This is a genomic window from Cocleimonas flava (assembly GCF_004339015.1).
Taxonomy (GTDB): Bacteria; Pseudomonadota; Gammaproteobacteria; order Thiotrichales; family Thiotrichaceae; genus Cocleimonas; species Cocleimonas flava.
The window spans coordinates 643,342-667,360 of the sequence record NZ_SMFQ01000004.1 but is presented as its reverse complement, the minus strand read 5'-3'; the positions used below and the strand labels follow the sequence as shown (position 1 = coordinate 667,360).

Here is a 24,019-nt window from a genome sequence, read left to right as displayed (position 1 = left end):
AGGTGTTTCATTGAACGCTGTTTATAAGCTTAAAATATCACCTCTGTAATTGTTTCTACCTGAGGTATATGCCATACGGCAATAGTTTATAAATGCTTTTACATTAGCTTCATTGTTTGATGTTTTCCAAGCCAGTCCGATATCCATAGTGGGGATGGGGTCTGATAGTGGGATTGTAATTATACGATCTCCCTCAAGTGACCATGGGCGATAAACCACGTCAGAAAGAATTGTTATTCCAGCTCCTGTCGCAACTAAACTTCTCATAGCTTCGATTGAATTCGTCTTAAATGTAATATTGGGTTTTAAATCTAACTTTCCCCAAAATCTTGGGTGAGTGACTCTGGCTTCGTCTATTGTTAATTGTATATAAGGCTCATGAGAGACATCTTCTAAACTAACTGAGTCTAATTCAATAAATGGATGATTAGGTGGAACCCATAATTGTCTTGAAGACTCAATGAGGGTTTCGCTGGTTATGTCTGAATTGTTTATTAGGTTTGACGTAATTACCAAAGCTATATCTAAACTTCCATTAATCAGCTTTTTCTCAACTATTGATCGTTTATGTTCACTTATTGTTATATCAAGATTTGGGAATGATTTTTTAAATCGTGCAAGCAAAGGCGCGAGAAAGTATGAGGCTATAGTGTAAGTCACCCCAATCGATAGTTTTCCTTGTGCGGTCTCTTGTTGACTATCAAGAGCATATTTAGCATTAGATACGGCATCTAGAATATTCTGGCTGTGTTGTACGAAACGATGTCCATCGTACGTCAACTTTAATCCTTTGCGATGTCTTGAAAATAGAGAAACCCCTAATTCCTTTTCCAAATCTTGTATGGCCGCTGTCACGGACGATGCTGAAATACAAACTTCTATAGCAGCAGATGATACCGAGCCAAGTTCTGCTACAGCCATAAAATATCTAACTTGCTTTAAAGTGAAGGACATTTGTTGTTCTCAAGGGTGAAATTTCTAGGTAGCGAGCAACTATAGCAGTAACTCGAAAGGCATGTAAATTCGGAAAAACAGAATTTACATTTGTAATTTTCATAATTTACTTAAAATCGATTTTATAGAATTATGGACTCAAGAATCAGTTCTTTAAGTAAGTCATCATTATTTGATACAGATTATTTAGAGTCTTTTTTAGTTCCTTAAATCACATAAAGGTATTTATCATGAAAAAAAACATTACTTTACAAGCTACGAAAATAGTAAGCACGGCAGCGTTAGTTTTAGCGACTACCGGAATGAATTTTGCAGCGGAAGTATGGTATCCATTTCCTGTAGAAGAGTGGACCCCAGCGTTTGACATGACAAGCCCAAGAACTTCTATTGAATATAAACCTTTAGAAAAAGCTGAAAAGAAGTGGGATATCTGTGTCTCTTTTCCTCACATGAAAGATGCATATTGGTCAGCGGTTAACTATGGCGTAGTTGACGAGTCAAAAAGACTCGGGGTGAAGATGCAACTTGTAGAAGCTGGGGGCTATACAAATTTAAGTAAACAAATCTCACAAATTGAAGATTGTGTTGCCGGTGGTGCTGACGCGGTTGTTATTGGTGCAATTTCTAATGAGGGTTTAAATAATCTTGTTAAAGAAGTTCGCGGCAAAGGTGTTCCCGTTATCGATATTATTAATGGTATGTCTTCTCCAGATTTGTCTGCAAAATCATTAGTTTCGTTCGGCGAAATGGGAGCCCAGACAGGTGAATATATTTCTAAATTACATCCTGCGGGTGGCAAGCCTGCCAAAGTAGCATGGTTTCCAGGTCCTCCTGGAGCAGCTTGGGTAGAGGCTGGTAACAGTGGTTTTCAGAAAGGGATTAAAGGCAGTGCTATAGAAGTTGTTGAGACTAAGTATGGCGATACCGGTAAAGAGGTGCAGTTAAAATTAGTCGAAGATACTTTGGAAGCTCATCCAGATATTGATTACATCGTAGGTACTGCTGTAACAGCAGAAGCAGCCGTGGGTTTACTGAGATCAAGAGGCTTACTGGATAAAATCAAAATAGTTTCATACTACTTTACTCCAGGGGTGTATCAGGGTATCAAAAGAGGGCAAATTCTTGCCGCTCCAACAGATTCAACAGTAATTCAGGGACGAATAGCAATAGATCAAGCGGTTCGTATATTAGAGAAGAAACCATATAAGAAGCATGTCGGTCCTAAGCTTTATGTGATTGATAAGCTGAATATCGAAACGTTCGATCGTAATTCAGCTTTAGCTGCAGACGGTTTCAAACCTACATTTTCAGTTAAATAATTCTTCATTTTGGAACTTGGTTATTTTTATGAATAGTAAGTCTCAACTTTTATCTGACTCTGTTAAAGAAGGCGAAACATTATTAAGAGTTGAAGGGGTTAGTAAACGTTTTCCTGGGGTGTTAGCCCTCGACAATGTTTCATTTAATCTAAAAGCTGGAGAGGTGCATGTACTGTTTGGTGAAAATGGTGCAGGTAAATCCACAATGATTTCAATGATTGCTGGTGTTCACACCCCTACAAGCGGAGAAATTCGCTTTAGGGGGGAACCCGTGGATTTGAAGTCAGTTCGTTATGCTAGATCTCTAGGTATCAGCGCTGTTTTCCAAGAGTTTTCTCTTGTGGGGCAACTAAATGTTGAGCAAAACTTATTTTTAGGTGATGAGCGAGTTAAGAATAAGATTCTTAGAAAAAAGGAATTGCACATTGAAGCTGAGAAGATATTGAAAGACTTAGGCTTTGATCTGAAACCTTCTCAGATCGTGTCTTATTTATCTAGGGCTGAGCAACAGATGGTAGAAATTGCGAAGGCATTTAGATCGGAGGTTTCAGTCTTAATTCTGGATGAGCCGACGGCTTCTTTAACCGAACGTGAAACTGATCAATTATTTAGATTGGTTGAAATGCTAAAAGCTCAAGGCGTTGGTGTTATTTATATAACGCATCGTATGGCAGAAATCCGTCGAATAGCAGATAGGATAACTGTGCTGAGGGACGGTAAATATGTTGATACGGTTGACGCTAAATCTACCACTGAATCAAATTTAATTAACCTGATGACGGGGCGAGTTGTTGGTGAAATTTTTCCAAAAATAGACTTTAAGCCCAAAGATAAGATTCTCTCCATAGAAAACTTAAGTACCAAAAACCACAGAATCAAAGATGTGTCAGTTCATGTGTCTCCTGGCGAAATTGTTGGGTTAGCAGGTCTTGTTGGTGCAGGGAAGTCAGCTTTAATCAGAGCATGTTTTGGAATACAAAGCGTTTCTTCTGGGAAAGTCATATTTGATGGTGAAGATGTTACCAATATGACAACCAGGCAAATGCTAGATAAAGGGTTTTTCTATAGTCCGCCCGATAGGAAAGGGGAAGGGTTAGTGATGATTAGAAGTTGTCAGGAAAATATCTCTTTACCTTCCTTGCATTTACCAAAATTTAATAAATGGAATCTTCTCAGGAGATCTCATGAATTAAAGGAGACCCTAAGTTTAGCGACAAAGCTGCAATTGCATCCTTTAAAAATTAATCGAGAGGTAGAGCATTTTTCTGGAGGAAACCAGCAAAAGGTCCTATTGGCTAAATGTTTAACTAGAGATGTTAAGTTATTTGTTTTTGATGAGCCAACGGTTGGTGTTGATGTAGGTACAAGGGTAGAAATATATAAATTCATTGCGAAATTATGTGAAGAGGGTGCAGCTGTAATTATCATTTCTTCAGACCTACCTGAGGTTATAAATATGAGTCATCGTTTATATGTAATGCATCGCGGTAAGTTACAAACAGAGCTTCGTGGTGATGAAATCACACAAGAAAACGTACTAATGAACTTTTTTGATAAAGAGGTAGCTTAAGGTGTCAGCAGAAATAGAATTACAGCTTGAAACAGCGAATACAGATTCTGAAAAGAAAGGAGCTTTAAATTTTTTCAAAATGGTGTTTGTGAAAATTGGCGTTTTGCCCTTTCTTTTGATTATTGCAATTATTGTATTTGCAGTAACTTCAGATAATTTTTTAACCAGCCGAAATTTATCAAGTGTCGTTCGACAATCATCCTTTCTAATTTTAGTTTCAGTGGGGCAAATGTTCGTACTGTTAACCGGTGGCTTTGATCTTTCGGTAGGAACTATTGTTGCTCTAACTTCCGTTGTAAGTGCAACAGCAATGGCTATTTTACATACGATTATGCCAGATTCAGTTTGGTTGGTTATAACACTCGGCTGTTTTGCAGGAATTTTAGCGGGTAGTTTTGTCGGAGTAATAAACGGACTTGGTGTTTCCTTATTAAATGTTTCTCCTTTCATGATGACGTTAGGGATTTCATCTGTTGGATTTGGAGTTGCCTTATACATGACGGGTGGCACACCAGTATATGGAATGCCTCCTGAGTTCGGAAATATATTCGGTTATGGCAAATTTTTAGGAATACCTGCTCCGGTTTTCATTGGCGGGGTACTAATTTGCATGCTGTATTTCCTTCTAAATTGGACTCGTTTGGGTAGATATTTCTACGCAGTTGGTGGGAATACCAAGGCTGCGAGCTTATCTGGAATAAATACAGGACTTGTGAAATTTTTAGCTTATTTGATTTGTGCCGCAACTACTGCAATTGCTGGTCTACTGTTAACTGCTCGATTGGATACTGGTGAAGCCAATATTGGTTCAGCTATGCCTTTGGAGTCGATTGCTGCATGTGTCATTGCAGGTGTCAGTTTACGTGGTGGGCATGGTCGTCTAGAAAATGTCGTATTAGGTGCTTTGTTTATAGGCCTTGTGCAGAATGGCATGAATTTAGCGCGGGTTGAATCATACTTGCAGACGGTCGTTATAGGATTGCTTTTAATTTTGGCAGTTATTGCGGATCAGTTGCGAATTCGAGTCATGAAGAGTCTTTATAATTAAATTATAAAAAGTACATAGGAGGGAGTTATGAATATAGATGTAAATATTAACTGTGATATGGGAGAAAGCTTTGGAATTTATCAATTAGGAAATGATGAAGCAATTATGCCTTTTATTACTGAAGCAAATATTGCTTGTGGGTTTCATGCATCGGATCCAAATCACATGATGAATACAGCAGTACTAGCAAAAAAGCACAATGTCAGAGTTGGGGCACATTTTTCACTTCCAGATCTAGTTGGATTTGGTCGAAGAGAAATGAAAGTAAATAAAACCGAACTTTACAATATTGTGGTTTATCAGGTTGGCGCACTAATGGGGTTTTTAAAAAAGCTAGATGTTCCACTAAGCCATTTAAAAGCTCATGGAGCTTTATATGGAATGGCATCAAGACAAGAGCATGTTGCTGAAATCATTGCTGATGTCGGAGATTTATTTAAAGTCCCTGTTTTAGGGATTACAGGAACAAAACAAGAAGAGCAATGTAAAGCAAAGGGGGTTGAATTTAAATCTGAGTTTTTTGCTGATCTCGATTATGACGATAATGGTGGGTTAATTATCAGCAGAGTGCATGAGGCAGTGGACCCAGAAAAAGTTGTTGAGAAATGTTTAAGTGCAATAAAGAACGGCACAATTTTAAGTGTCAATGGGAAAGAGTTAGCGGTTAAAGCTGAAACCATTTGTGTTCATTCAGATACACCAAATGCTGTTGAAATTGCTGAAAGTTTATCCACTGCTTTGAAACAAATGTAAGTTGAATTATTTGTAATATTTATAAGAGGATTATGTCATGGCTATTAAAGAATTTATGTCTCCAGTACCAGGAATATTTTATACACAGCCCAGCCCAGATGAACCGGTATATAAACAAGTAGGTGATGTTGTTTCAGAAGGCGATTCGCTGTGTTTGGTTGAAGTGATGAAATCTTTTCACACAATTGTATCTGACACATCAGGAACATTTAAAGGTTACCTCGTTGAAAATGAAGATGAAGTTTCTCCAGGGCAAGTTTTACTAGAAATAGAAATATCAGAGTAATAGGAAATTTGTCATGAGTATAAATAAACTGTTAATTGCAAATAGAGGCGAAATTGCTGTACGTATTTGTAGAGCAGCACAAGAGCTTGGAATAAAGACTGTTCAGGTATACAGCGATGCTGATGAAGATTCTCTGGCTGTAAAAATTGCTGACGAGACTGTAAATATTGGTCCAGCTTCGGCAAGTAAGTCTTATTTAAATATGGAAGTAATACTTCAGGCAGCAAAAGAAGTAGATGCTGATGCTGTTCATCCGGGTTATGGGTTTTTCTCAGAGAATGCTGAATTTGCTGAGGCAGTTACTAACGCAGGGATGATCTTTGTCGGCCCTTCTGGAGAGACTATACGTCAGATGGGAGATAAAATTTCAGCACGTTATGCAGCGGATAAAGCAGGTGTTCCTACTGTTCCTGGAAGTAAAGGTTTATTAAGTGACTTTGCTGAAGCAAAAGATGTAGCCGATCAATATGGATTTCCTTTAATGGTTAAAGCTACAGCAGGTGGTGGCGGAAGAGGAATTCGAATTGTAGAAAATATAGAAGAACTTGAACGTGCTATCGCTGAAGCCAGTACTGAGGCTAAAGCGGCTTTTGGAAATGGAGGGCTATATATTGAAAAATATATAGAGACTGGTCGTCATGTTGAGGTTCAGTTGTTAGGTGATGGTACTGATGTAGTGCATTTCTTTGAAAGAGAGTGTTCTCTTCAAAGAAGAAGGCAAAAAGTTTGGGAAGAGGCTCCGGCATTTTTATTAACCGAGAGTGTTAGAAATAAACTCTGTGAATCTGCAGTTTCTTTAGCCAAGTCAGTAAATTACAAAGGTGCTGGTACCGTTGAGTTTTTATACGATGAGACTTCAGAAGATTTCTTTTTCATAGAAATGAACACACGTATACAAGTAGAACACCCTGTGACAGAAATGATAACGGGCGTAGATTTATTGAGAGAAATGATTCGTGTTGCAAATGGTGAAAAACTTAGATTTAAGCAAGATGAAATTAAAATTAAAGGCCATGCTATCGAAGTCCGTTTAAATGCAGAAGATGCTTCTAATAATTTCTTACCTAATCCTGGTGTTGTAAGTAAAGTTCATTTTCCTGGTGGTCCCGGTGTGCGAATGGATACCCATTTGTTTGCAAATTATAAAATTTCTCCATATTACGACTCTCTACTCGGTAAATTGATTGTTCACGATGAAGATAGGCTTAGTGCAATCAAAAGATTAGAAAGGGCGTTATCAGAACTTGAAATTGAAGGGGTCAAAACTACTAAACCTCTCTTTCAAGCGTTAGCTAAAGACCCATCAGTAATATCAGGTGATTACGATACAAAATGGCTTGAATCTTGGTTAGAAACAAATAGTAGTAATTTGAGTCGCTAATTTAAGGAGAAACAAAATGAAAACACGCTATTCCTTTGGCGGTGATGAGCACATTTTCGTTGAAGTAGATAAAGAAATGTCTCTAGAAGCTTTTTTTAAAAGCCTAGCCATGACCAATCAAATTAAAGAAAAGAATATTGATGGGATTATTGAAGTCTGTCCTGCAAATGCCTCTTTTCAAATAAAGTATGATCCCGACAAAATACATCCAAACGATATGATGGATACATTAGTTGGAATTGAAAATGATGTAGATCATATTGAAAATGTTTTAGAAACACGAATTATTGAAATTCCTGTTTACTACAATGATCCATGGACCCATGAAACATTAATGAGATTCAGAGAAAGACATCAAGATCCTGATGGAACCGATCTAGAGTATGGGGCACGCATTAATAATTTTGATTCTGTTGACGATTTCATCAACGCTCATCAAGAAACACCCTGGATAGTCACAATGGTAGGTTTTGTTGCGGGTTTACCATTTATGTATCAGTTAGTTGATAGAGAACATCAAATAGAAGTTCCGAAGTATCTTCGACCTCGCACAGATACCCCAAAGCATACTGTAGGTCATGGAGGTTGTTTTTCGTGTATCTATTCCGTACGGGGTGCAGGAGGCTATCAGATGTTTGGTGTAACCCCAATGCCAATTTTCGATCCAAACCAGAAGGTAAATCATCTGAAGGATTTCATGTTGTTTTTTAAACCAGGAGATATTGTTAAATATAGATCGGTCGATAGAGACGAATACGATCAAATACTACTTGATGTGGAGGAGGGTACATTTGAACCTCTCACAAAACCGGTGACTTTCGTGTTAGATGATTTTAATAATGACATGGAAGGCTATAACAAAGTTATTAAGGAGGCTTTATATGTCAATTAAAGTAATCACACCTGGGTTATCAACTAGTGTTCAAGATCTTGGTAGACCTGGTTATTATCATTTAGGCATTCCTTTATCTGGTGGAATGGATCGTTACGCTTTAAGAGTTTCAAATTTATTAGTCGGTAACGATGAAGGTGCTGCAGTTCTTGAAGCAGCTTTTATGGGGCCTGAATTACTATTTAACAAAGATGCTATTGTTGCAGTCACTGGCGCAGGAATGCTACCTAAAGTTGATGGTGAGGCTAAAAGTACATGGGCTTCTTTTGTGATAAAAGCAGGTCAAACTTTATCGTTTGATTTTCTTACCTCTGGAGCAAGAGCTTATATTGCGGTTTCAGGTGGAATTGATGTACCAATAATATTAGGTAGTCGATCAACATACACGCTTGGAGCACTAGGAGGTTTTGAAGGTAGGGGTTTAGCTGCTCAGGATGAGTTGCCAATAAACGAGTGTGACATTAGTAAGCATACTGAAAAAAGTATTGATGAAAGCCTAAGAAATCTTCCACAGAAGCCTGGTGAACTAAGATTTATACCTGGAATTTACTGGCATCGTATAACAGAAAAATCTCAAGCAACTTTTATTAATGATACATGGAAAGTTGCACCTGAAGCTGATCGTATCGGTTACCGTTTTAAAGGCGGGGAAGCATTAGATTTTGTTGATAGAGAGCAGGCCTTTGGTGCGGGTTCTGATCCATCAAATATAGTTGATAGTTGTTATCCATATGGATCAATTCAAGTTCCTAGTGGCTCAGAACCTATTGTCCTACATCGTGATGCCGTCTCAGGTGGTGGTTATTTCATGGTTGGTGTCGTTATTTCTGCTGATATGGATTTAATCGGTCAACTTCAGCCAAATAAACCTAGCACGTTTGTCCCTGTCACTATGGAAGAAGCTCTTATTGCTCGAAGAGAAAGAAAAGAAAAGCTTTCAAAAGTAAGAGATTTTCTTAGTTAAATCAGAGTGATGATTTAGCAATAAATTTGATTTTTATACGCTTTTTAATTTGGACATATATTGAGGATATAGGAAATATTAAACAATCTGTTAAATGTATTTCTTAATCAGCATATATCTATTTACTTAACTAATTAATAATTGGAGGAACAGTATGTTCTTTAAACAAATTACCTACCCAACACTCATCCAGGAAGTATCTGGATTAAAAGACTCGATGCTGACAAAGGTATTTCTAGCCCTTGTGGGTTCCTTAGCTCTATGGGCGTCAGCCAAAATTAGTATACCTTTCTATCCTGTGCCAATGACAATGCAAACGTTTGTTGTCTTGATGATAGGGATGTCTTATGGTGCGAAGCTCGGTGGAGCAACTATTACGTTATATCTAGTTGAAGGAGCATTAGGACTTCCTGTCTTTTCAGGAAGCCCAGAGCGTGGTATTGGTCTTGCCTATATGTTTGGCCCAACAGGTGGGTATCTTTTAGGATTTTTAGTATCAGCTGTAACTGTAGGTATTCTTGCTGAGCGTGGTTTTGGTAAAAATATTTTATCTACCTTGATTTCTATGACAATTGGTACCGCAATAATTTTTGCTTTTGGCTTACTCTGGTTGGGCAGTATTATTGGTTGGGATGCATCTTTGTTAGAACTAGGTTTTACGCCTTTTGCGTTAGGAGCAATTTTGAAAATAGGTTTAGCTGCTCTTTCACTACCTCTTGCTTGGAAATTACTAGGAAAGAAAAGCTAGAAGGATAAATATATTGTTAGTGTATTCTTTGAAATTATCCAAGGGGTACACTAACAATTTCTAGCATCACCCAAATCATAGTAATCCTGCCACACAGAATCAGGAACCATACTTCCACCCGTTGCCCATGCAATATGCGTAGCATTTTCCATTTTTTCCATGAGTCCTTTGGCCTTTAGGTAATTCTCGTTCTTATTCACGATGTTGATGCCAGGGAAACCTGCGAGTGCAGAAGGTTCTAGTTGGAGTTTCTCAGTGTCTGCGGCTAATCTAAGTAGTTGATACAGTTCTTTATCTTCAACGGTGTATACACCATCGAGTAGTGGCTCCATGTTTTTACACACCAAGCCAGAGGGGCGGCTAACGGCTAAACCATCTGCTGCCGTCAGACCATCTAATCCGATATCTTTGGCACTTATGTCTTCGTGTAACCCCGTTCCTAAACCTAAAATAACAGCGGGTGCATGAGTGGGTTCGGCGAATATGCAGTGAACATTATCTCCAAATGCTAATTTTAGGCCAAAGCTAAGACCACCAGGGCCTCCGCCAACACCACAGGGTAGATAAACAAACAGTGGGTGTTCGTCATCAACGTTAATTTCAAGTTCTGCTAATTGCTTCTTCAATCGTCTGGCGGCTACAGAATAGCCGAGGAATAAATCGGCTGAAGATTCGTCATCGACAAAGTGACAATTTGGGTCTTTATCTGCTTCAGCTCTTCCTTGAGCTACCGCGAAGCTGTAATCATCTTCGTATTCTTGAACGGTCACGCCTTTACTGCGCAATAAGTCTTTCTTCCATTGTCGGGCATCAGCTGACATGTGTACCGTGACTTTTAAGCCGAGGCTTGCACCCATAATGCCAATGCTCATGCCAAGGTTTCCGGTAGAGCCGACGACCAAAGCGTAATCACCAAAGAATTCGGTAAACTTTTCAGTGCTTAAAACGGAGTAATCATCGTTAGTGTTGAGTAAACCTGCTTTGATCGCGAGACTCTCAGCATATTTGAGTACTTCATAAATGCCGCCACGTGCTTTGATGGAACCAGAAATAGGTAAGTGGCTATCGAGTTTAATCAGTAACCGACCGGCAAGATCCATATCGTAAAAGGTTTCAAGCGCCTTTTGCATCGTAGGTGCGGTGACTAAGTCCGATTCAATAATGCCGTTAGTGGGACGAGTTTCAGGAAAGGTTAGAGCGATATAAGGGCTAAACCGATCAAGGCGAGCCGCCGCATCGTGCTCGTCAGATTCTGAAAAATCAAGTGTAGAGCGCGCATCAGCAAAAGGTAATTGATGGTTGTTTACCCAAAATACTGCTTTAGCATTTGCTAGGTCTTTGATCTCTGGGAATTTTAAAGAGTGCTCTGATATTAGGTTGGATTTAAGATTTGAGTGAGTATCGCTGCTGCGGGTCATTGATTGAAATTCCTGAGTAATCGTATCTTTTTTAATTATAGATGACTGACCAGAAGTATTATCTTAATTAGCGTTTTTTGGGAAAAAATGTAGGTGGTTTAAGTAGCCTTTGTGTTATTTATAGGCAAAAAATAACCCACCAAATGGTGGGTTATTTTAGTGTTTAAGCGATAGCCAGTATGACTTAGCCAGGTTGCTTAGTTGTTCTTAAGTAAGGCTTGATAGTTTTCCATCCTGCTGGGAAAAGTCCTTTTGCTTCTTCGTCTGACACAGTCGGTACAATGATCACGTCATCGCCATCTACCCAGTTTACTGGTGTCGCTACCTTGTACTCTGCGGTTAATTGCATCGCATCGATAACACGTAAGATTTCCTGGAAGTTACGACCTGTTGCCATTGGGTAAGTTAGCATTAGTTTAATGCGCTTATCTGGTCCGATAACAAATACAGTGCGAACGGTTTGGTTGTTAGCCGCGGTACGACCATCTGCATCAGCTTCTTCATCTGCAGGAAGCATATTGTAAAGCTTCGATACGTTAAGGTCTTCGTCGCCAATCATTGGGAAGTTAACGGTTGAACCTTGCGTTTCTGCAATGTCTTTTTCCCATTCGCCATGATTATCAATTGAATCTGCGCTTAGACCAATTGTTTTTACATTGCGTTTTTCAAACTCAGGTTGTAGACGTGCAACTTCACCTAACTCTGTGGTGCAAACTGGTGTGAAGTCTTTAGGGTGTGAAAATAAAACAGCCCAACTGTCACCAATCCACTCGTGAAAGTTGACCGTGCCTAAGGTTGTGTTTGCGGTAAAATCTGGTGCTATATCATTTATTCTTAATGCTGACATGTTTAATCCTTTTTTATTTGGTTTGAGTGTTGTTGTTAATGTGGAACGGATTATTCATGAAAATTAATTTCTGTAAAAGTGATATAAACAGATTTATATATCACATTTTAAGATAACTGGTTTTTGTTTGGTTTTTATTTTTTGTATGTGATGAAAATTGAAATCAGGAAGAAAGGGTTAAGAATTAGTTAAAAAAGCTCACCCATTCTAATATTGACTTAAAAAATGTTAGTAGTATCGTGCGCAAAGAAACACGCAAAAACTACACTTATTATTTACTTAAGTAGCAATAGGTAGCATTAGGTAGAAAAAATTATAAAAATGCGTTTTATTAAATTGTCATTTATTCTGTGTTTGGTGTCGCTGTTCTTTATCGTCAGCGTCTCAACGGATACCTTTGTATCGAATGATGAGCATGCGAGCGTCCATAAACACTATATTCCTGATGTCGTTGATTTTGACGATAGTCCAGATCTTGCACCTGCGCCTCAAACAAATTCCCATTTAGTAGTAAATGTATTTAGCATCGGCTTATTTGCTGTCTTGCAAAAAGCCATTCTCAAAGTCAAAAAGACCCTTTATATTCGCGGTCCTCCTATTTTCTGATTGATCTAGCCCAAATCAGTTTAAACAACTAATGCATATGCCTTTTATTTATTCTCCATAGGAATTCGTGGGCGTGTGTTTTGTAAAAAATAGAATAGGTATTTGATTATGAAGAAGATGAATTTACACCCATTAAACCGTGTTGAACATTTGGTTCGTCCAGAAGATTTTGATGAAATAACCCTGAGTTCACCGGCAGTTTCTGTGTTTACAGACTTTAAAAAACACATGCCGTTAATGATTGAATCTGATATTTCAGCGGTTCAAGCCAAATATCTCATGCAAAAGACGCATGTACGTTTACAGATCGCGGTAGATAGAGAAGGGGAGCTGCTAGGTACAATCAGTTTAGATCAGCTCAGCGATCAAAATTTGTTAAAAGAGCACACGAAAGGACGTGATCGTGAAGATGTTCTGGTCAGGGATTTGATGACACCAAGAGAAGATATCATGGCTCTGGAGTATAAGGAGTTGATGGCATCTACCATTGGAGATGTTGTAGAAACGTTGAAGAAAGATGGGGTGCAGCACTTTTTGGTAGTCGAGCCGAATAAGCATCAAATCAGAGGAATTATTTCAACGTCTGACATCGCGCGTCGCCTGCATATTCCGTTGGATATTGAGACCAAAACCGCATCGTTTGCGGATGTGTTTAATGCGATAGGAAGTCTTTAGATAATAGAAAGTCCTTAACGAATAAAAAGACTTTAGGATAAAGACGTATCAGTGAATAACAGACGCCCATATTACATAGGCGTCTGTTTTTTCCAGATAATATTGCTTGAATCAAGAGTGCGTTTTAATTCCCTCTGGGTCGTACATCGCGCCGTATCCAACCGATTCGATTTTTACTTTGTAGATTTCATCGAAGTAGTCCATATCTAAAATTCGACCTTCCTGACAGTATTCATGTGGAATGAACGCCAGTGCGATATTTTTACCAATGCTTGGGCCGTATTCGATACTGGTGGTGTAAGAACGTCTACCCACAGAATCGATCAGAACGTCACCGGTTTCTGGGTCGATGATTGGACAATTCCCTAGTGGATAACGTTTTACACCATTGGCATCGGTATTATCTTCCATACTCAAAGTACATAATGTTGCCGGTTGGTGTTCTCTGTCGCGAATTTTCAGGTAAGCTTCTTTACCGTAGAAATCTGCTGCTTTTACCAGTTTACGCGCGAGATCGACTTCTAGCAGATTGTATTCGGTGAGGATGTCGGTATTTTGAATACGCAAACTTTTTTCTACGCGACGACTGCTGGCATATGTTTCTATACCCACCGGTAGCACGCCTTCTGCGTAAAGCGCATCCCATACTGCGAGTCCATCTTCGTATTTGAAATGTAATTCCCAGCCTTGCTCACCAACGTAGGAGATGCGGAAAGCGGATACTGTTTTACCCGCAATCTCGATATCTTTAACCGCTACGAATGGAAAGTTTTCATTGCTGAGTTCTTCCGGGTTGGCGACTAACTTCTCTAAAGTTGTACGTGCATTAGGCCCCCAAAGTCCGATACAGCCAAAATCAGGTGAATGATCAACAATAGATAGTTGTGTGTAGCCGTGATCTTCAGACAGACGCTTCATCCAGACAAAGTCACGGTTACCGTTGTAACCACCATCGATAACACGGTAATGGTTTTCAGCAAGGCGCAAAACGGTTAAGTCAGCGCGAACACCACCCGTATGATCCAGAAAGTGTGTGTAAATGCCTTTGCCTGTTGGTGTATCACCCGCAACCTTTGCTACGCAGAGGAATTCCATAAAGTCTGCGGCTTGGTCACCCGTCACATCGTAAACCGCAAAATGACAAAGGTTAATCATTCCCACGTTTTCTGACATTTCCAGATGTTCTGCATTGGATACGCGCCAGAAATGACGGTTCTCCCATTCCACTTCGCGCACAGGGACTTTATCGCCCCATTTTTCGAGTAGATGTTCGTTAGAGGCGTAACCGTGCGCGCGTTCCCAGCCCACGGCTTCCATGAAGTAACCGCCAAGTTCTTTTTCGCGTTCCCAGAAAGGGCTTTTGTGATGATTACGAGCTGCAGTATAAGGTTCGCGATTGTGAACTGGTGGATTATAGATTTTGAATGCCGTCTCGTAACATCGATCAGCAATGTATTGTTCGGTCTGTTGGAACGGGTAATAACGGGCAACATCGATACTGGAATGATCAAACTCGGTAACCCCATCAGTCATCCAGTCAGCAACTATTTTGCCAGTGCCGGGACCATCTTTGACCCACACAGATTCTACGTACCATAGCCCACGAACATTGGCTGATTCGCCAATAGAAGGGCCACCATCAGCGGTAACTTGTAGTAAACCGTTAAACGAGTATTTCTCGTCGTAACCCAGATCGCCAAGAATAGGGGTAAGCTCCATGGCGCGTTCCATGGGCTCTATGACTTGTTCTAATTCCAGATCGCGCATTGACGGAGATAAGCGACAATCTTCTTTTTCTAAAATATCGCGAGGATGACACATACGCGGCACTTTCTCTTCGTAATAACCCCATTCTATTTGACCACCTTCGGCAGATTTAGGGTCGCCGGTATCGCGTAAGTACGCGGAGTTCCCCTGATCTCTTAGTAATGGATAACCGATTTCTTTGCCTGTATTGGCAAATTCGTCAAAACCGCCAAAGAAGGTTAGTGGGTGATCGACAGGCATAATCGGTAAATCTTCACCGGCCATTTCTGCGATTAAACGCCCCCAAAGGCCGGCACAACACACCACATAATCTGCTTCGATATAGCCGCGATTAGTTTCTACCCCTTTGATATGACCATCTTCAATTTTTAGACCGGTACAGGAGGTATTGGCGAAGGATTGTAACTTTCCGGATGCGACGCCCATCTCCACTAATTCACCGGCAACGGTTTGTGAGCGTGGCACAACGAGTCCTGCATCAGGATCCCAAAGCGCGCCCTGGATAACGTCTTCTTCAAGGTGCGGAAATTTCTCTTTGGCTTCTGCGGGTGTAATCATTTCAACGCGATTACCGAAAGCCTTGCCAGACGTTACACGGCGCTTGAGTTCGACCATGCGTTCATCATCACCAACACGTGCTACTTCGATACCGCCAATGCGCTCGTAGCGACCCATTTTCTCGAAGAAGTCGATACTGTATTTCGTGGTGTGCATGGTCATTTGATCGTGCATGGTGTTAAAGCAAAAATCAGATGCGTGTGCGGTTGATCCAATATCTGTTGGAATGGCTGACTTATCGATGCCGACAATATCATCCCAGCCGCGTTCGATTAGGTGATGCGCTACTGATGAGCCAGTAATGCCGCCGAGGCCGATAATGACGACTTTTGCTTTTTCTGGAAATTTTGCCATGTGTTTCACTCTCTAGATCAATCGGTAGTATGGTAGGTTTCAATTTCATTAAGATACTTGCTCTTACAATATCCTAACGTGATTGATTTTGCCTGAAACAAATTACTGACCTTATTTAAAAACGATATTTTATGTTTGATATGCGTCGGACTCGCTTATTCAGATAAACCATTAGTAAAAGAAAGCTGCCTAAAAAACGCCTGTAAGTAGGGGGGTGGCTTAATAAATTATACAAAGCTTTAAAATTCATATTTCTGTTGAATGAACCAGTATCTTTAATCACAGTCTGAGTAGTTTCAATATTTGCAGTATCGACGCAACGCGTTTATTAAACTGATACTGCAAATGATTAAAATGGGTTTGCGAGGTTTACATGAATAATAATAGTGAAAATAAACAGAAACAATTAGCAGAAAAAAGCCGTGGTGGTTTTTCGATCAGGTCTTTATTTGCAGGGGCATTTTCTTTCTTGTTTTTTGTTTTATCAGGGCTGATCGCCATCTCAATGTTGGTGATGGTGGGTGAAAGTATCATTGCTGGTGAAGAGTTCATGCCAGTCATTTTAAAGAGTATTAATACTGGCATTATTGCTTTAGCGGTGTTTGAGCTAGCTTTAGTTATCAATCAGGAGTACCGACTAGATAAAGGTGAGCATAATGTAATCACCAGCCTTAGAAGAACACTGCCACGTTTTATCGGCACGGTGTGTGTGGCTTTATCTCTTGAGGGTTTGATTATGGTGATTAAGTATAGTCAGCTTGATATGGCAGGAAATCTATATTATCCCGTAGCCATTATCATTAGTACTGCGATATTGCTTGCTGCTTTAGGTTTATTCCTGAAGTTATTACCAGAGCCAACACAAAGACAAAATGAAGTGAAACTGGTGACTGTTCCGTCGAACAATAGCCTAGATAGAGAAAAAGCAGATTTTCCCGTACCTACATATAACTAGTTTACTTATTACATATAAAGACAAGCAAAATAAAGATAGGTAAAAAAGATAAGTAAAAAAAAGCCCCCAAAGTAGGGGGGTGGGTATACATTTTAAAATAACCAGACTAGTAAGGCACTAGTCTGGTTGTCTGCTAAATGTCGATCATTTTGTTCTTATTGTTAGATCCTGATCAGTGCCAAATGGGTTTTTGTGGACTTCTAATCCAGAAAAACTATTGCGTGCGTTTAAGCGGTTAAACTTACTGATTAGGTGTTTAATTAATGATGACATTCCTTTCTCCTTTTATGAATTAACCTGTTCCTTTCAGGTTGAGATCAGTATAGGACTTGAAGCGAAAACACTTTGTGACATATTCACGGTGAGTTTGTGAGATATTCACCTTTATGGAGTGATAACCGATGCGGCGAGCAGCTCTTCGTGAGTTGGGAACCACATTTGATCTGGCTTTTTACTAAAGACTTTATCCAGAAAGCTTTGATTGATTCCTCTGGATTTAAACAACTCAATATCCCGGCGTTGTTCCTCTTCCGGCTTGTGAAAGGGGACGAGCTTTTTGTGGTGTGAATAATCCAGTTTGTACTGGTGGAAGCCTAGTTTTGCGCCTTTTGAAAGGTGGCGTTTGTTACCGCCAATGAACGCACTGGCACAAGCGCTGCTGCAATACTTATCTACTTCTGTATCGAGGTTATATCTGGAAAATAATTTAGATAAGCCTCGGCCTTCATAAATGTGCCCACCATTGCTTTCTAATAGCACCGAGGTAATGGTTTTATTCTTTTCAATCAATGAGGTGACGGCTTTTGTGATACCAATGTCTAAATCGCCTTTTATGGTTAATTGTTGTTTTTGTGGGTCTATAGAAAGGGTGTAGGACGGTTGCTCCTGTTTGGCTGCCAAACGTTCGATTTTGTTCTTATACAAGTACGCATCCTGAATTAATTCAAGACTGTAAGACAGCGTGAATAATACCGAGAGGACCATTGCTGCCTGAATAAAACGCGTTTTGATTGTACTTGAGGCTTTAACAAAGTCTCTGTCGACAACACGTATCAAACCGATCAGTTGCCAGGGAAAGATAATCAGTCTGGTAATAGCCAGCGATATAAAGGTTGCACTAATGCGTTGCTGCGGGTCATCAAAGAAAGTGCGGAGTATTAGTGGTTCTAACAGGCTCAATAATATCAAAAGAAAAAGAAACACAACCCAGAATGAAAAGCTGATATTCAGCTTTCCATTCCAGTAATTGATTAAGAATTTGATAATCGACCCTTTGCTCAATGAAAGCCTTTTTAAAAAAAGGCCTAAAAGGTGGGGGGTGGCTTTTCGTTTTTAGCCGTTGTTTGTTCTCAGATAATGAGTCACAACTTTATTCTTCATTGTTTACGTCGTTCGTTAGTGAGGTGTAATGCCTCTTAATCTTTCATTTCTACGGCGTAGTAACTCAACCATAAACAATAAGATTATTGAGAACGTAATCAATAGCGTCGCAACTGCCAAAATTGTTGGGCTAATCTCTTCACGTATACCAGAGAACATCGCCCAAGGTATGGTACGTTGATTAACACTACCTACAAATAACACCACTACCACTTCATCAAAAGAGGTGATAAAGGCGAACAATGCGCCTGAAATAACACCTGGTGTAATCAGAGGAACAGTGATGCGGAAGAAGGTATTGGTAGGTGATGAACCAAGGTTTGCTGCTGCACGGGTTAAACTGTGGTCAAAGCCTGTCAGCGTCGCTGTAACGGTTATCACAACAAAGGGTGTAGCTAACGCAGCATGCGCGAGGATTACACCAATGTGTGTGCCTAATAAGTTAATTTTGGCGTAGAAAAAGAACATACCTGCAGCAGAAATGATAAGAGGCACAATCATTGGCGAGATCAGGATACCCATCATCGCTGTCTTGAATGGAAAATCTTTTTGACTTAAACCTAAGGCGGCTAAGGTGCCGAGGAAGGTTGAGATAATAGTCGAGAACAACGCGATGATTAATGAGTTTTTAACAGCGGCTCGCCAGTTAGAATCACTGAAGAAGGCTTCATACCATTTCGTTGAATAACCTGCCGGATCAAACGCCACCATTTCAGGTGTAAACGTAAAATAGGGCTGTGCATTAAACGATAACGGTATGATGACCAAAATCGGAATAATAAGAAAAGCAAAGATGAGCACACATATTGTTAAAAATGTGTAATGCCAGATTCTTTCGCCAGTTGTTGCGTGTAGTGGAAGTGCCATATCTATTTCCTTTTCCTTAACCCAGTTTCATATTGTCGATGCCGACAATTTTGTCATAGAGGATATAAAGTGCGACTACTAGCAAGAGTAATAGCGTTCCTAAAGCGGCAGCTAAGCCCCAATTAAGTGATCCTGAAATATGATAAGCAATAAAGTTACTGATCAACGTACCTTGTGTTCCACCGACTAAAGCAGGGGTAATGTAATAACCGATTGAAAGGATGAAAACCAGGATGCCTCCTGCGCCGATACCCGCTATGGTATTGGGGAAATACACGCGTCTAAATGCCGTGAATGAATCTGCGCCCATAGAACGCGCGGCGCGCACATAGCTAGGATTAATAGTCTTCATCACACTAAACAACGGTAGAATCATGAAGGGCAATAAAATATGTGTCATGGCGACCACAGTACCTGTCTGGTTGTGGATCATCGCTAGTCTGCCATCATTACTAATCAAGCCGATGGCGAAGAGGAAGTCGTTGATAACACCTTCCTTCTGCAATAAGGCAATCCACGAACTGGTTCTTACCAGTAGTGATGTCCAGAAGGGCAGTAGTACCAGAATGATTAATAAGTTACTGGTGCTGGTTTTTAATGTTGCTAATAAATAGGCAATTGGGTAACCCAGTAACACCGTTAAAAAGGTAATTAAAAAGCTCAGCCACAGCGTGCGTTTAAACAGATTTAAGTAAATCTGGCTGTCTTCCGCTTTCCAGGTAACACCATCAACGTCCTGTTTCATATCAACAGCTGATAGGAAATACGATTTGGTATAAGGACCGCTTTCTCTATGAAGGAGTTGCCATGTTTCCAGTTTTCCCCATTTTTTATCCATACCTATGAGGGCTTCTTGATACGTGGTTGTGAGTTTTTCAGGGTCTAGTTTTCTGAGTTTACGGCCTGTTTTTCTAAACAGACTCGATGTGCCTGATTTTTCATAATTCAAACGCTTACCTAAGCGATTGATGGTTTTCTCTTTGGCTGCGACCTTGCCATCGATGATGAATGCTTTAAATACTTCTTCATCGGGAAGCTCGCCCGACTTAGGGTCCCACTTTAATAATAAAGGTGCTGCAGTGGGCAGAATTTCTTGAGTAATAGAATTGTCGACACTTTTCATTAACATGTAAAAGATCGGCAATATAAAGGTAATTAGAATGAATAGGAATAAGGGAGCCACTAGGAGTAGGGCGTTGCGTTTCTTTCTTCGTAAAGAGCGCTGGAGGCTTAACTTTAATGAAATGCCGTCTGCTGTTTTTAAATCGCCCGTTTCGCTTTTTGTCATTCTAGATCCATGAATTTAGGGTTGTACTTTTATGATGAGAAACTATTAGTAAATGCTGTTTCTAGCTGTTCTATTAGCTGTTCTATCTAAATATTATCTAACGTGTATAAACTATCTAGCTTGTGTAAATTAGATTAAAGGTGAATAAAAATAGCCGGAGTAAATCCGGCTATTTTTAAGCGCTTTAATTAGCCTTTAGCTAACCAAGCTTCAAACTTCTCAGCAAGTTCTTCTTTGCGATCAGCCCAAAAGTTAATGTCTTTAAACAGTGTGTTTTTAGCATTAGCTGGGTTTGTAGGCATGTGTGGAGCCATATCTATACCTAGCTCAGCATGCTTACCTACTAACGCTGCAGACGACTTACGTGCTGGACCGTAAGAAATATACTTAGCCTGATCAGCTAAACGCTGTGTATCTGTAGCGAATTTTAAGTATTTCTTAACTTCTTCCAGGTTAGGAGCACCTTTAGGGATAATCCATCCGTCTAGTTCGAATAACTGAGCATCCCACATCATGCCAACAGGTTGCTTGTTTTCTACAATTGCAGAGAATAGACGACCGTTATAAGCAGAAGCCATTACAACTTCGCCATCAGCAAGTAGCTGACCAGGTTGAGCACCTTTCGTCCACCAGATTACATCTTTCTTAATGGTGTCTAGCTTTTTGAATGCGCGTGCTACGCCTTCTTCAGTCTCTAGCTCTTTATAAACGTCTTTACCTGCAACACCGTCAGCCATTAAAGCCCACTCAAGGTTACCGATTGGGTTCTTTTGTAGAGCACGTTTTCCAGGATATTTTTTAGTATCAAAAACATCGTTTATGCTTGTTGGTGGAGTGCTGCCAACTTTATCAGTACGGAAACCGATAGTTGTTGAGTAAACAATCTGTGGAATGAAACATGGTGAAACAAGAGAATCGCCAAAGTCTTCAGAAGCAGGTGTTCCATCTGGAGCTGGTGCTAATAGTTTATCAACATCAACTTCGAGGGCTAGACCTTCGTCACAAAGTGCAACAGCATCATCAGGAACAACATCGACCAAATCCCATGAGATTTTTCCAGCTTCTGCTTGAGCACGTAATTTAGATGCGCCTTCAGCTGCAGAGTCATCATTGATGATCTTGACGTCTGGATGTTCCTTCATGTAGGGCTCGTGATAAGCTTTCTGCTGACTTTTTGTATAAGCGCCACCCCAAGATACAACAACCATTTCGGTTTTTGCTTGAGCTGTGCTTACGCTTGCTGCAAGTACTGCAGTAGCTAGGCTACACTGGATAAAAGTTTTCATTATTAATCTCCTTTGATGGTAATAATGTTCTTGATGAAAAGTGCGGATATTGTTTCTTCCGCACAGGTAAGAGGCTAATGCCAAATCCGTATATGACTCTGGGGTTTAGAGTCTTTAATTATCAAACGCGTCTAATGCGCGACAATCATATTCATTCCAGCCGATCTTGACGGTATCGCCTTTATTAAGATCAGCATGGTGTGAAGAATTGGGGATCTTCACGTAAAAATTATCATTTCCACAGACTTCCATGCGCGTACGAATGTGGTCGCCGAGGTAAATGAGTTCCGCAGCCTTGGCTTCAAATATATTAGGTACCTGACCAGGTTCTGGGTTAACAATAACGCGTTCAGGTCGGATAGATAATGTAGAAGGCTGTCCGACTCCCTTGATATTAATTTTATTCGCTTGTATCTGAGAGCCATCATCGGTTTTAACTACGCAGCTGTTTTCAGTTTCACTGGTGACTATGCCATGGAGGCAATTGTTATCACCAATAAAATCAGCAACGAATGCATTTTCAGGCTCTTCATAAAGAATATTGGGTGGTGCTAATTGCTGGATAACACCAGCATCGAATACTGCAACGCGGTCTGACATTGTCAGCGCTTCGCTTTGGTCGTGCGTTACATATAAAACTGTTACACCAAGTCTTTCGTGTATGTGTTTGATTTCATACTGCATTTGTTCGCGTAAGTTTTTATCTAATGCGCCTAAAGGTTCATCCATCAGGACAACATCTGGATCAAATACTAAAGACCTTGCTACGGCAACTCGTTGTTGCTGACCACCAGACAATTGCGCTGGACGTCTATCTGCAAAGTTACCTAATTGCACCATGTCTAAGGCATTTTTAACTTTTGCTTCGCGCTCTGATTTTCCCATCTTTCGAACTTCTAAAGGGAAAGATAAATTTTCACCGATAGTCATGTGTGGGAATAGTGCGTAGCTTTGGAAAACCATGCCGATACCGCGTTTATGCGGAGGAACACGGTTTATTGGGACATTGTCTAGGTATATTTCACCGTGTGTGGCTGGCTCAAAACCTGCGAGCATCATGAGGCAAGTTGTTTTGCCTGACCCTGAGGGGCCTAACATGGTGAGAAACTCACCTTTTGCCATATTTAAATTTAGGTCTTTAACAACGAGGATTTCGCCATCATAACTCTTTTGAACATTTTCGAATCTAACTAAGTAATCTTCTTTGTTTACAGGCATAAATTTAAGGGTCTGTGGTTTTATTATTAAAAAAGCTGGTTTTATTCATTAATTCTGTAAAAAATATAGGTTAAGGAATATTCATTGTCAAACTTATGATTAATATTAATTTTCTAAGTGTTTAATATGTATTTATATGTCGTTTTATGGCAAATAACAGGATTAAATCCTGTCTTTAAGAATTATTTAGTCAGTTTTTGGAGTTATATATTTCTGAGGTCGTTGTAAGTAGTGTCTTTCACTTCTTCACTGACAATATTGGTATGAGTGAGTGAAACATAGGGCAATGTATCTAACCCTTTTCCCAGAAACTCTCGATATTGTTGAATATCGCTAAAGCGAAGCTTCAATAGATAATCAAAACCACCTGCTATCATGTGACATTCTAGTATTTCAGAATAGTTTTTTACTCTGTTGGAAAATTCTCTAAAAACTTCATTGTTCGTTTTTTCCAGAGTGACCTCGATGAATACTAATAAAGACGTGTTTGTTTTTACGGGACAAATGATGGCGTGATAGCCTTGAATAACTTCTGCTTTTTCAAGACGTTTGACTCTTTCAAGACAGGGTGTGGGACTTAGGTTAACACGTTTTGATAATTCAACGTTTGAAATTCTTGCATTATGTTGTAGCTCTTCCAGAATGCGTTTATCTATGGAATCCAGTTGAAGTACTTTATTTTTTTCTATCACGATATTTCATCCTGTTTACTAATGCAGATGTTTGGGTTTGTTCTTGGTACTGAAGGAATAGAGAGATATTATGCCAAAAAAGTTCATTATAAAGCATCTTAATTTCTTATTAATTATAAGGACAGTTTATCTGAGTATATAAAAGGCACCTCCCCACTTACAGGCAGTTTTTTTATAAGCTATGAAAAAATAC

23 protein-coding genes are annotated in these 24,019 nt (G+C 39.8%); 12 read left to right on the top strand and 11 right to left on the bottom strand.

The features are described from left to right. Positions 1–21: 21 nt before the first annotated feature. Positions 22–954, bottom strand: a complete 933-nt coding sequence (locus EV695_RS14730; protein WP_131906734.1) for a LysR family transcriptional regulator — start codon at positions 952–954, stop codon at positions 22–24. A 230-nt stretch (positions 955–1,184) separates the two neighbouring features. Between EV695_RS14730 and torT the strand changes: the two genes are divergently transcribed. From torT to EV695_RS14685, 9 genes are all read left to right on the top strand, one after another. Next, positions 1,185–2,273: a TMAO reductase system periplasmic protein TorT gene (gene torT / locus EV695_RS14725; RefSeq protein WP_131906733.1), complete on the top strand. Its 1,089-nt coding sequence runs from the start codon at positions 1,185–1,187 to the stop codon at positions 2,271–2,273. Positions 2,274–2,301: 28 nt separating this feature from the next. Further along, positions 2,302–3,843, top strand: a complete 1,542-nt coding sequence (locus EV695_RS14720) for a sugar ABC transporter ATP-binding protein (protein ID WP_131906732.1) — start codon at positions 2,302–2,304, stop codon at positions 3,841–3,843. A gap of 79 nt (positions 3,844–3,922) precedes the next feature. Next, the gene (locus tag EV695_RS14715; RefSeq protein ID WP_131907082.1) at positions 3,923–4,891 is read left to right on the top strand and encodes an ABC transporter permease; all 969 of its coding nucleotides are present in this window, start codon (positions 3,923–3,925) and stop codon (positions 4,889–4,891) included. Between the two features lie 27 nt (positions 4,892–4,918). Beyond that, positions 4,919–5,644 carry a 5-oxoprolinase subunit PxpA gene (pxpA, locus tag EV695_RS14710; RefSeq protein WP_131906731.1) on the top strand — a complete coding sequence of 242 codons (726 nt, stop codon included), beginning with the start codon at positions 4,919–4,921 and terminating at the stop codon, positions 5,642–5,644. A gap of 37 nt (positions 5,645–5,681) precedes the next feature. After that, on the top strand, positions 5,682–5,930 hold the full coding sequence (locus EV695_RS14705; RefSeq protein ID WP_131906730.1) for an acetyl-CoA carboxylase: 249 nt from the start codon (positions 5,682–5,684) through the stop codon (positions 5,928–5,930). A 13-nt stretch (positions 5,931–5,943) separates the two neighbouring features. Next, entirely contained in the window at positions 5,944–7,311 is a 1,368-nt protein-coding gene (locus EV695_RS14700) for an acetyl-CoA carboxylase biotin carboxylase subunit (protein WP_131906729.1), read from the top strand. 16 nt (positions 7,312–7,327) lie between these two features. Continuing rightward, a complete protein-coding gene (locus EV695_RS14695) occupies positions 7,328–8,203 on the top strand; it encodes a 5-oxoprolinase subunit B family protein (RefSeq protein WP_131906728.1) in 876 nt (291 codons plus the stop codon). Then, a complete protein-coding gene (locus EV695_RS14690) occupies positions 8,193–9,167 on the top strand; it encodes a 5-oxoprolinase subunit C family protein (RefSeq protein ID WP_131906727.1) in 975 nt (324 codons plus the stop codon). The genes EV695_RS14695 and EV695_RS14690 overlap by 11 nt, the downstream gene beginning before the upstream one ends. A 154-nt stretch (positions 9,168–9,321) precedes the next feature. Continuing rightward, entirely contained in the window at positions 9,322–9,915 is a 594-nt protein-coding gene (locus tag EV695_RS14685) for a biotin transporter BioY (protein ID WP_131906726.1), read from the top strand. Positions 9,916–9,965: 50 nt separating this feature from the next. On the opposite strand, the gene EV695_RS14680 is transcribed toward EV695_RS14685, so the two are convergent. Next, a complete protein-coding gene (locus EV695_RS14680) occupies positions 9,966–11,333 on the bottom strand; it encodes a D-serine ammonia-lyase (RefSeq protein ID WP_131906725.1) in 1,368 nt (455 codons plus the stop codon). Positions 11,334–11,517: 184 nt separating this feature from the next. Then, positions 11,518–12,180 (bottom strand): peroxiredoxin, encoded by a 663-nt coding sequence (locus EV695_RS14675; protein WP_131906724.1) that lies wholly within the window; start codon positions 12,178–12,180, stop codon positions 11,518–11,520. 321 nt (positions 12,181–12,501) lie between these two features. On the opposite strand from EV695_RS14675, the gene EV695_RS14670 reads away from it, so the two are divergent. After that, entirely contained in the window at positions 12,502–12,786 is a 285-nt protein-coding gene (locus EV695_RS14670) for a hypothetical protein (protein ID WP_131906723.1), read from the top strand. 108 nt (positions 12,787–12,894) lie between these two features. Next, positions 12,895–13,461: a CBS domain-containing protein gene (locus tag EV695_RS14665; RefSeq protein WP_131906722.1), complete on the top strand. Its 567-nt coding sequence runs from the start codon at positions 12,895–12,897 to the stop codon at positions 13,459–13,461. A gap of 111 nt (positions 13,462–13,572) precedes the next feature. Here EV695_RS14665 and EV695_RS14660 read toward each other — a convergent pair whose 3' ends face one another. Then, positions 13,573–16,140: an FAD-dependent oxidoreductase gene (locus tag EV695_RS14660; RefSeq protein ID WP_131906721.1), complete on the bottom strand. Its 2,568-nt coding sequence runs from the start codon at positions 16,138–16,140 to the stop codon at positions 13,573–13,575. Positions 16,141–16,513: 373 nt separating this feature from the next. Between EV695_RS14660 and EV695_RS14655 the strand changes: the two genes are divergently transcribed. Further along, positions 16,514–17,095, top strand: coding sequence for a hypothetical protein (locus tag EV695_RS14655; protein WP_207907098.1), 582 nt, complete (start codon positions 16,514–16,516; stop codon positions 17,093–17,095). A gap of 144 nt (positions 17,096–17,239) precedes the next feature. On the opposite strand, the gene EV695_RS20520 is transcribed toward EV695_RS14655, so the two are convergent. From EV695_RS20520 to EV695_RS14625, 7 genes are all read right to left on the bottom strand, one after another. Beyond that, positions 17,240–17,368 carry a hypothetical protein gene (locus EV695_RS20520; protein ID WP_279388054.1) on the bottom strand — a complete coding sequence of 43 codons (129 nt, stop codon included), beginning with the start codon at positions 17,366–17,368 and terminating at the stop codon, positions 17,240–17,242. A 111-nt stretch (positions 17,369–17,479) separates the two neighbouring features. Further along, the gene (locus EV695_RS14650) at positions 17,480–18,376 is read right to left on the bottom strand and encodes a COG3904 family protein (RefSeq protein WP_131906720.1); all 897 of its coding nucleotides are present in this window, start codon (positions 18,374–18,376) and stop codon (positions 17,480–17,482) included. A gap of 114 nt (positions 18,377–18,490) precedes the next feature. Then, positions 18,491–19,342 carry an ABC transporter permease gene (locus EV695_RS14645; RefSeq protein WP_131906719.1) on the bottom strand — a complete coding sequence of 284 codons (852 nt, stop codon included), beginning with the start codon at positions 19,340–19,342 and terminating at the stop codon, positions 18,491–18,493. Between the two features lie 16 nt (positions 19,343–19,358). Then, positions 19,359–20,630: an ABC transporter permease gene (locus EV695_RS14640; protein WP_131906718.1), complete on the bottom strand. Its 1,272-nt coding sequence runs from the start codon at positions 20,628–20,630 to the stop codon at positions 19,359–19,361. A 188-nt stretch (positions 20,631–20,818) separates the two neighbouring features. Further along, on the bottom strand, positions 20,819–21,916 hold the full coding sequence (locus EV695_RS14635; RefSeq protein ID WP_131906717.1) for an ABC transporter substrate-binding protein: 1,098 nt from the start codon (positions 21,914–21,916) through the stop codon (positions 20,819–20,821). A gap of 114 nt (positions 21,917–22,030) precedes the next feature. Then, the gene (locus tag EV695_RS14630; RefSeq protein WP_131906716.1) at positions 22,031–23,134 is read right to left on the bottom strand and encodes an ABC transporter ATP-binding protein; all 1,104 of its coding nucleotides are present in this window, start codon (positions 23,132–23,134) and stop codon (positions 22,031–22,033) included. 203 nt (positions 23,135–23,337) lie between these two features. Next, positions 23,338–23,826 (bottom strand): winged helix-turn-helix transcriptional regulator, encoded by a 489-nt coding sequence (locus EV695_RS14625; protein ID WP_243651642.1) that lies wholly within the window; start codon positions 23,824–23,826, stop codon positions 23,338–23,340. Positions 23,827–24,019: the final 193 nt, after the last annotated feature.

Excerpts from the sequence above, each read along its gene's own strand:
- EV695_RS14730 (WP_131906734.1), bottom strand. The coding sequence starts at position 954 with ATGTCCTTCACTTTAAAGCAAGTTAGATATTTTATGGCTGTAGCAGAA.
- torT (WP_131906733.1), top strand. The coding sequence starts at position 1,185 with ATGAAAAAAAACATTACTTTACAAGCTACGAAAATAGTAAGCACGGCA.
- EV695_RS14720 (WP_131906732.1), top strand. The coding sequence starts at position 2,302 with ATGAATAGTAAGTCTCAACTTTTATCTGACTCTGTTAAAGAAGGCGAA.
- EV695_RS14715 (WP_131907082.1), top strand. The coding sequence starts at position 3,923 with ATGGTGTTTGTGAAAATTGGCGTTTTGCCCTTTCTTTTGATTATTGCA.
- pxpA (WP_131906731.1), top strand. The coding sequence starts at position 4,919 with ATGAATATAGATGTAAATATTAACTGTGATATGGGAGAAAGCTTTGGA.
- EV695_RS14705 (WP_131906730.1), top strand. The coding sequence starts at position 5,682 with ATGGCTATTAAAGAATTTATGTCTCCAGTACCAGGAATATTTTATACA.
- EV695_RS14700 (WP_131906729.1), top strand. The coding sequence starts at position 5,944 with ATGAGTATAAATAAACTGTTAATTGCAAATAGAGGCGAAATTGCTGTA.
- EV695_RS14695 (WP_131906728.1), top strand. The coding sequence starts at position 7,328 with ATGAAAACACGCTATTCCTTTGGCGGTGATGAGCACATTTTCGTTGAA.
- EV695_RS14690 (WP_131906727.1), top strand. The coding sequence starts at position 8,193 with ATGTCAATTAAAGTAATCACACCTGGGTTATCAACTAGTGTTCAAGAT.
- EV695_RS14685 (WP_131906726.1), top strand. The coding sequence starts at position 9,322 with ATGTTCTTTAAACAAATTACCTACCCAACACTCATCCAGGAAGTATCT.
- EV695_RS14680 (WP_131906725.1), bottom strand. The coding sequence starts at position 11,333 with ATGACCCGCAGCAGCGATACTCACTCAAATCTTAAATCCAACCTAATA.
- EV695_RS14675 (WP_131906724.1), bottom strand. The coding sequence starts at position 12,180 with ATGTCAGCATTAAGAATAAATGATATAGCACCAGATTTTACCGCAAAC.
- EV695_RS14670 (WP_131906723.1), top strand. The coding sequence starts at position 12,502 with ATGCGTTTTATTAAATTGTCATTTATTCTGTGTTTGGTGTCGCTGTTC.
- EV695_RS14665 (WP_131906722.1), top strand. The coding sequence starts at position 12,895 with ATGAAGAAGATGAATTTACACCCATTAAACCGTGTTGAACATTTGGTT.
- EV695_RS14660 (WP_131906721.1), bottom strand. The coding sequence starts at position 16,140 with ATGGCAAAATTTCCAGAAAAAGCAAAAGTCGTCATTATCGGCCTCGGC.
- EV695_RS14655 (WP_207907098.1), top strand. The coding sequence starts at position 16,514 with ATGAATAATAATAGTGAAAATAAACAGAAACAATTAGCAGAAAAAAGC.
- EV695_RS20520 (WP_279388054.1), bottom strand. The coding sequence starts at position 17,368 with ATGTCATCATTAATTAAACACCTAATCAGTAAGTTTAACCGCTTAAAC.
- EV695_RS14645 (WP_131906719.1), bottom strand. The coding sequence starts at position 19,342 with ATGGCACTTCCACTACACGCAACAACTGGCGAAAGAATCTGGCATTAC.
- EV695_RS14640 (WP_131906718.1), bottom strand. The coding sequence starts at position 20,630 with ATGACAAAAAGCGAAACGGGCGATTTAAAAACAGCAGACGGCATTTCA.
- EV695_RS14635 (WP_131906717.1), bottom strand. The coding sequence starts at position 21,916 with ATGAAAACTTTTATCCAGTGTAGCCTAGCTACTGCAGTACTTGCAGCA.
- EV695_RS14630 (WP_131906716.1), bottom strand. The coding sequence starts at position 23,134 with ATGCCTGTAAACAAAGAAGATTACTTAGTTAGATTCGAAAATGTTCAA.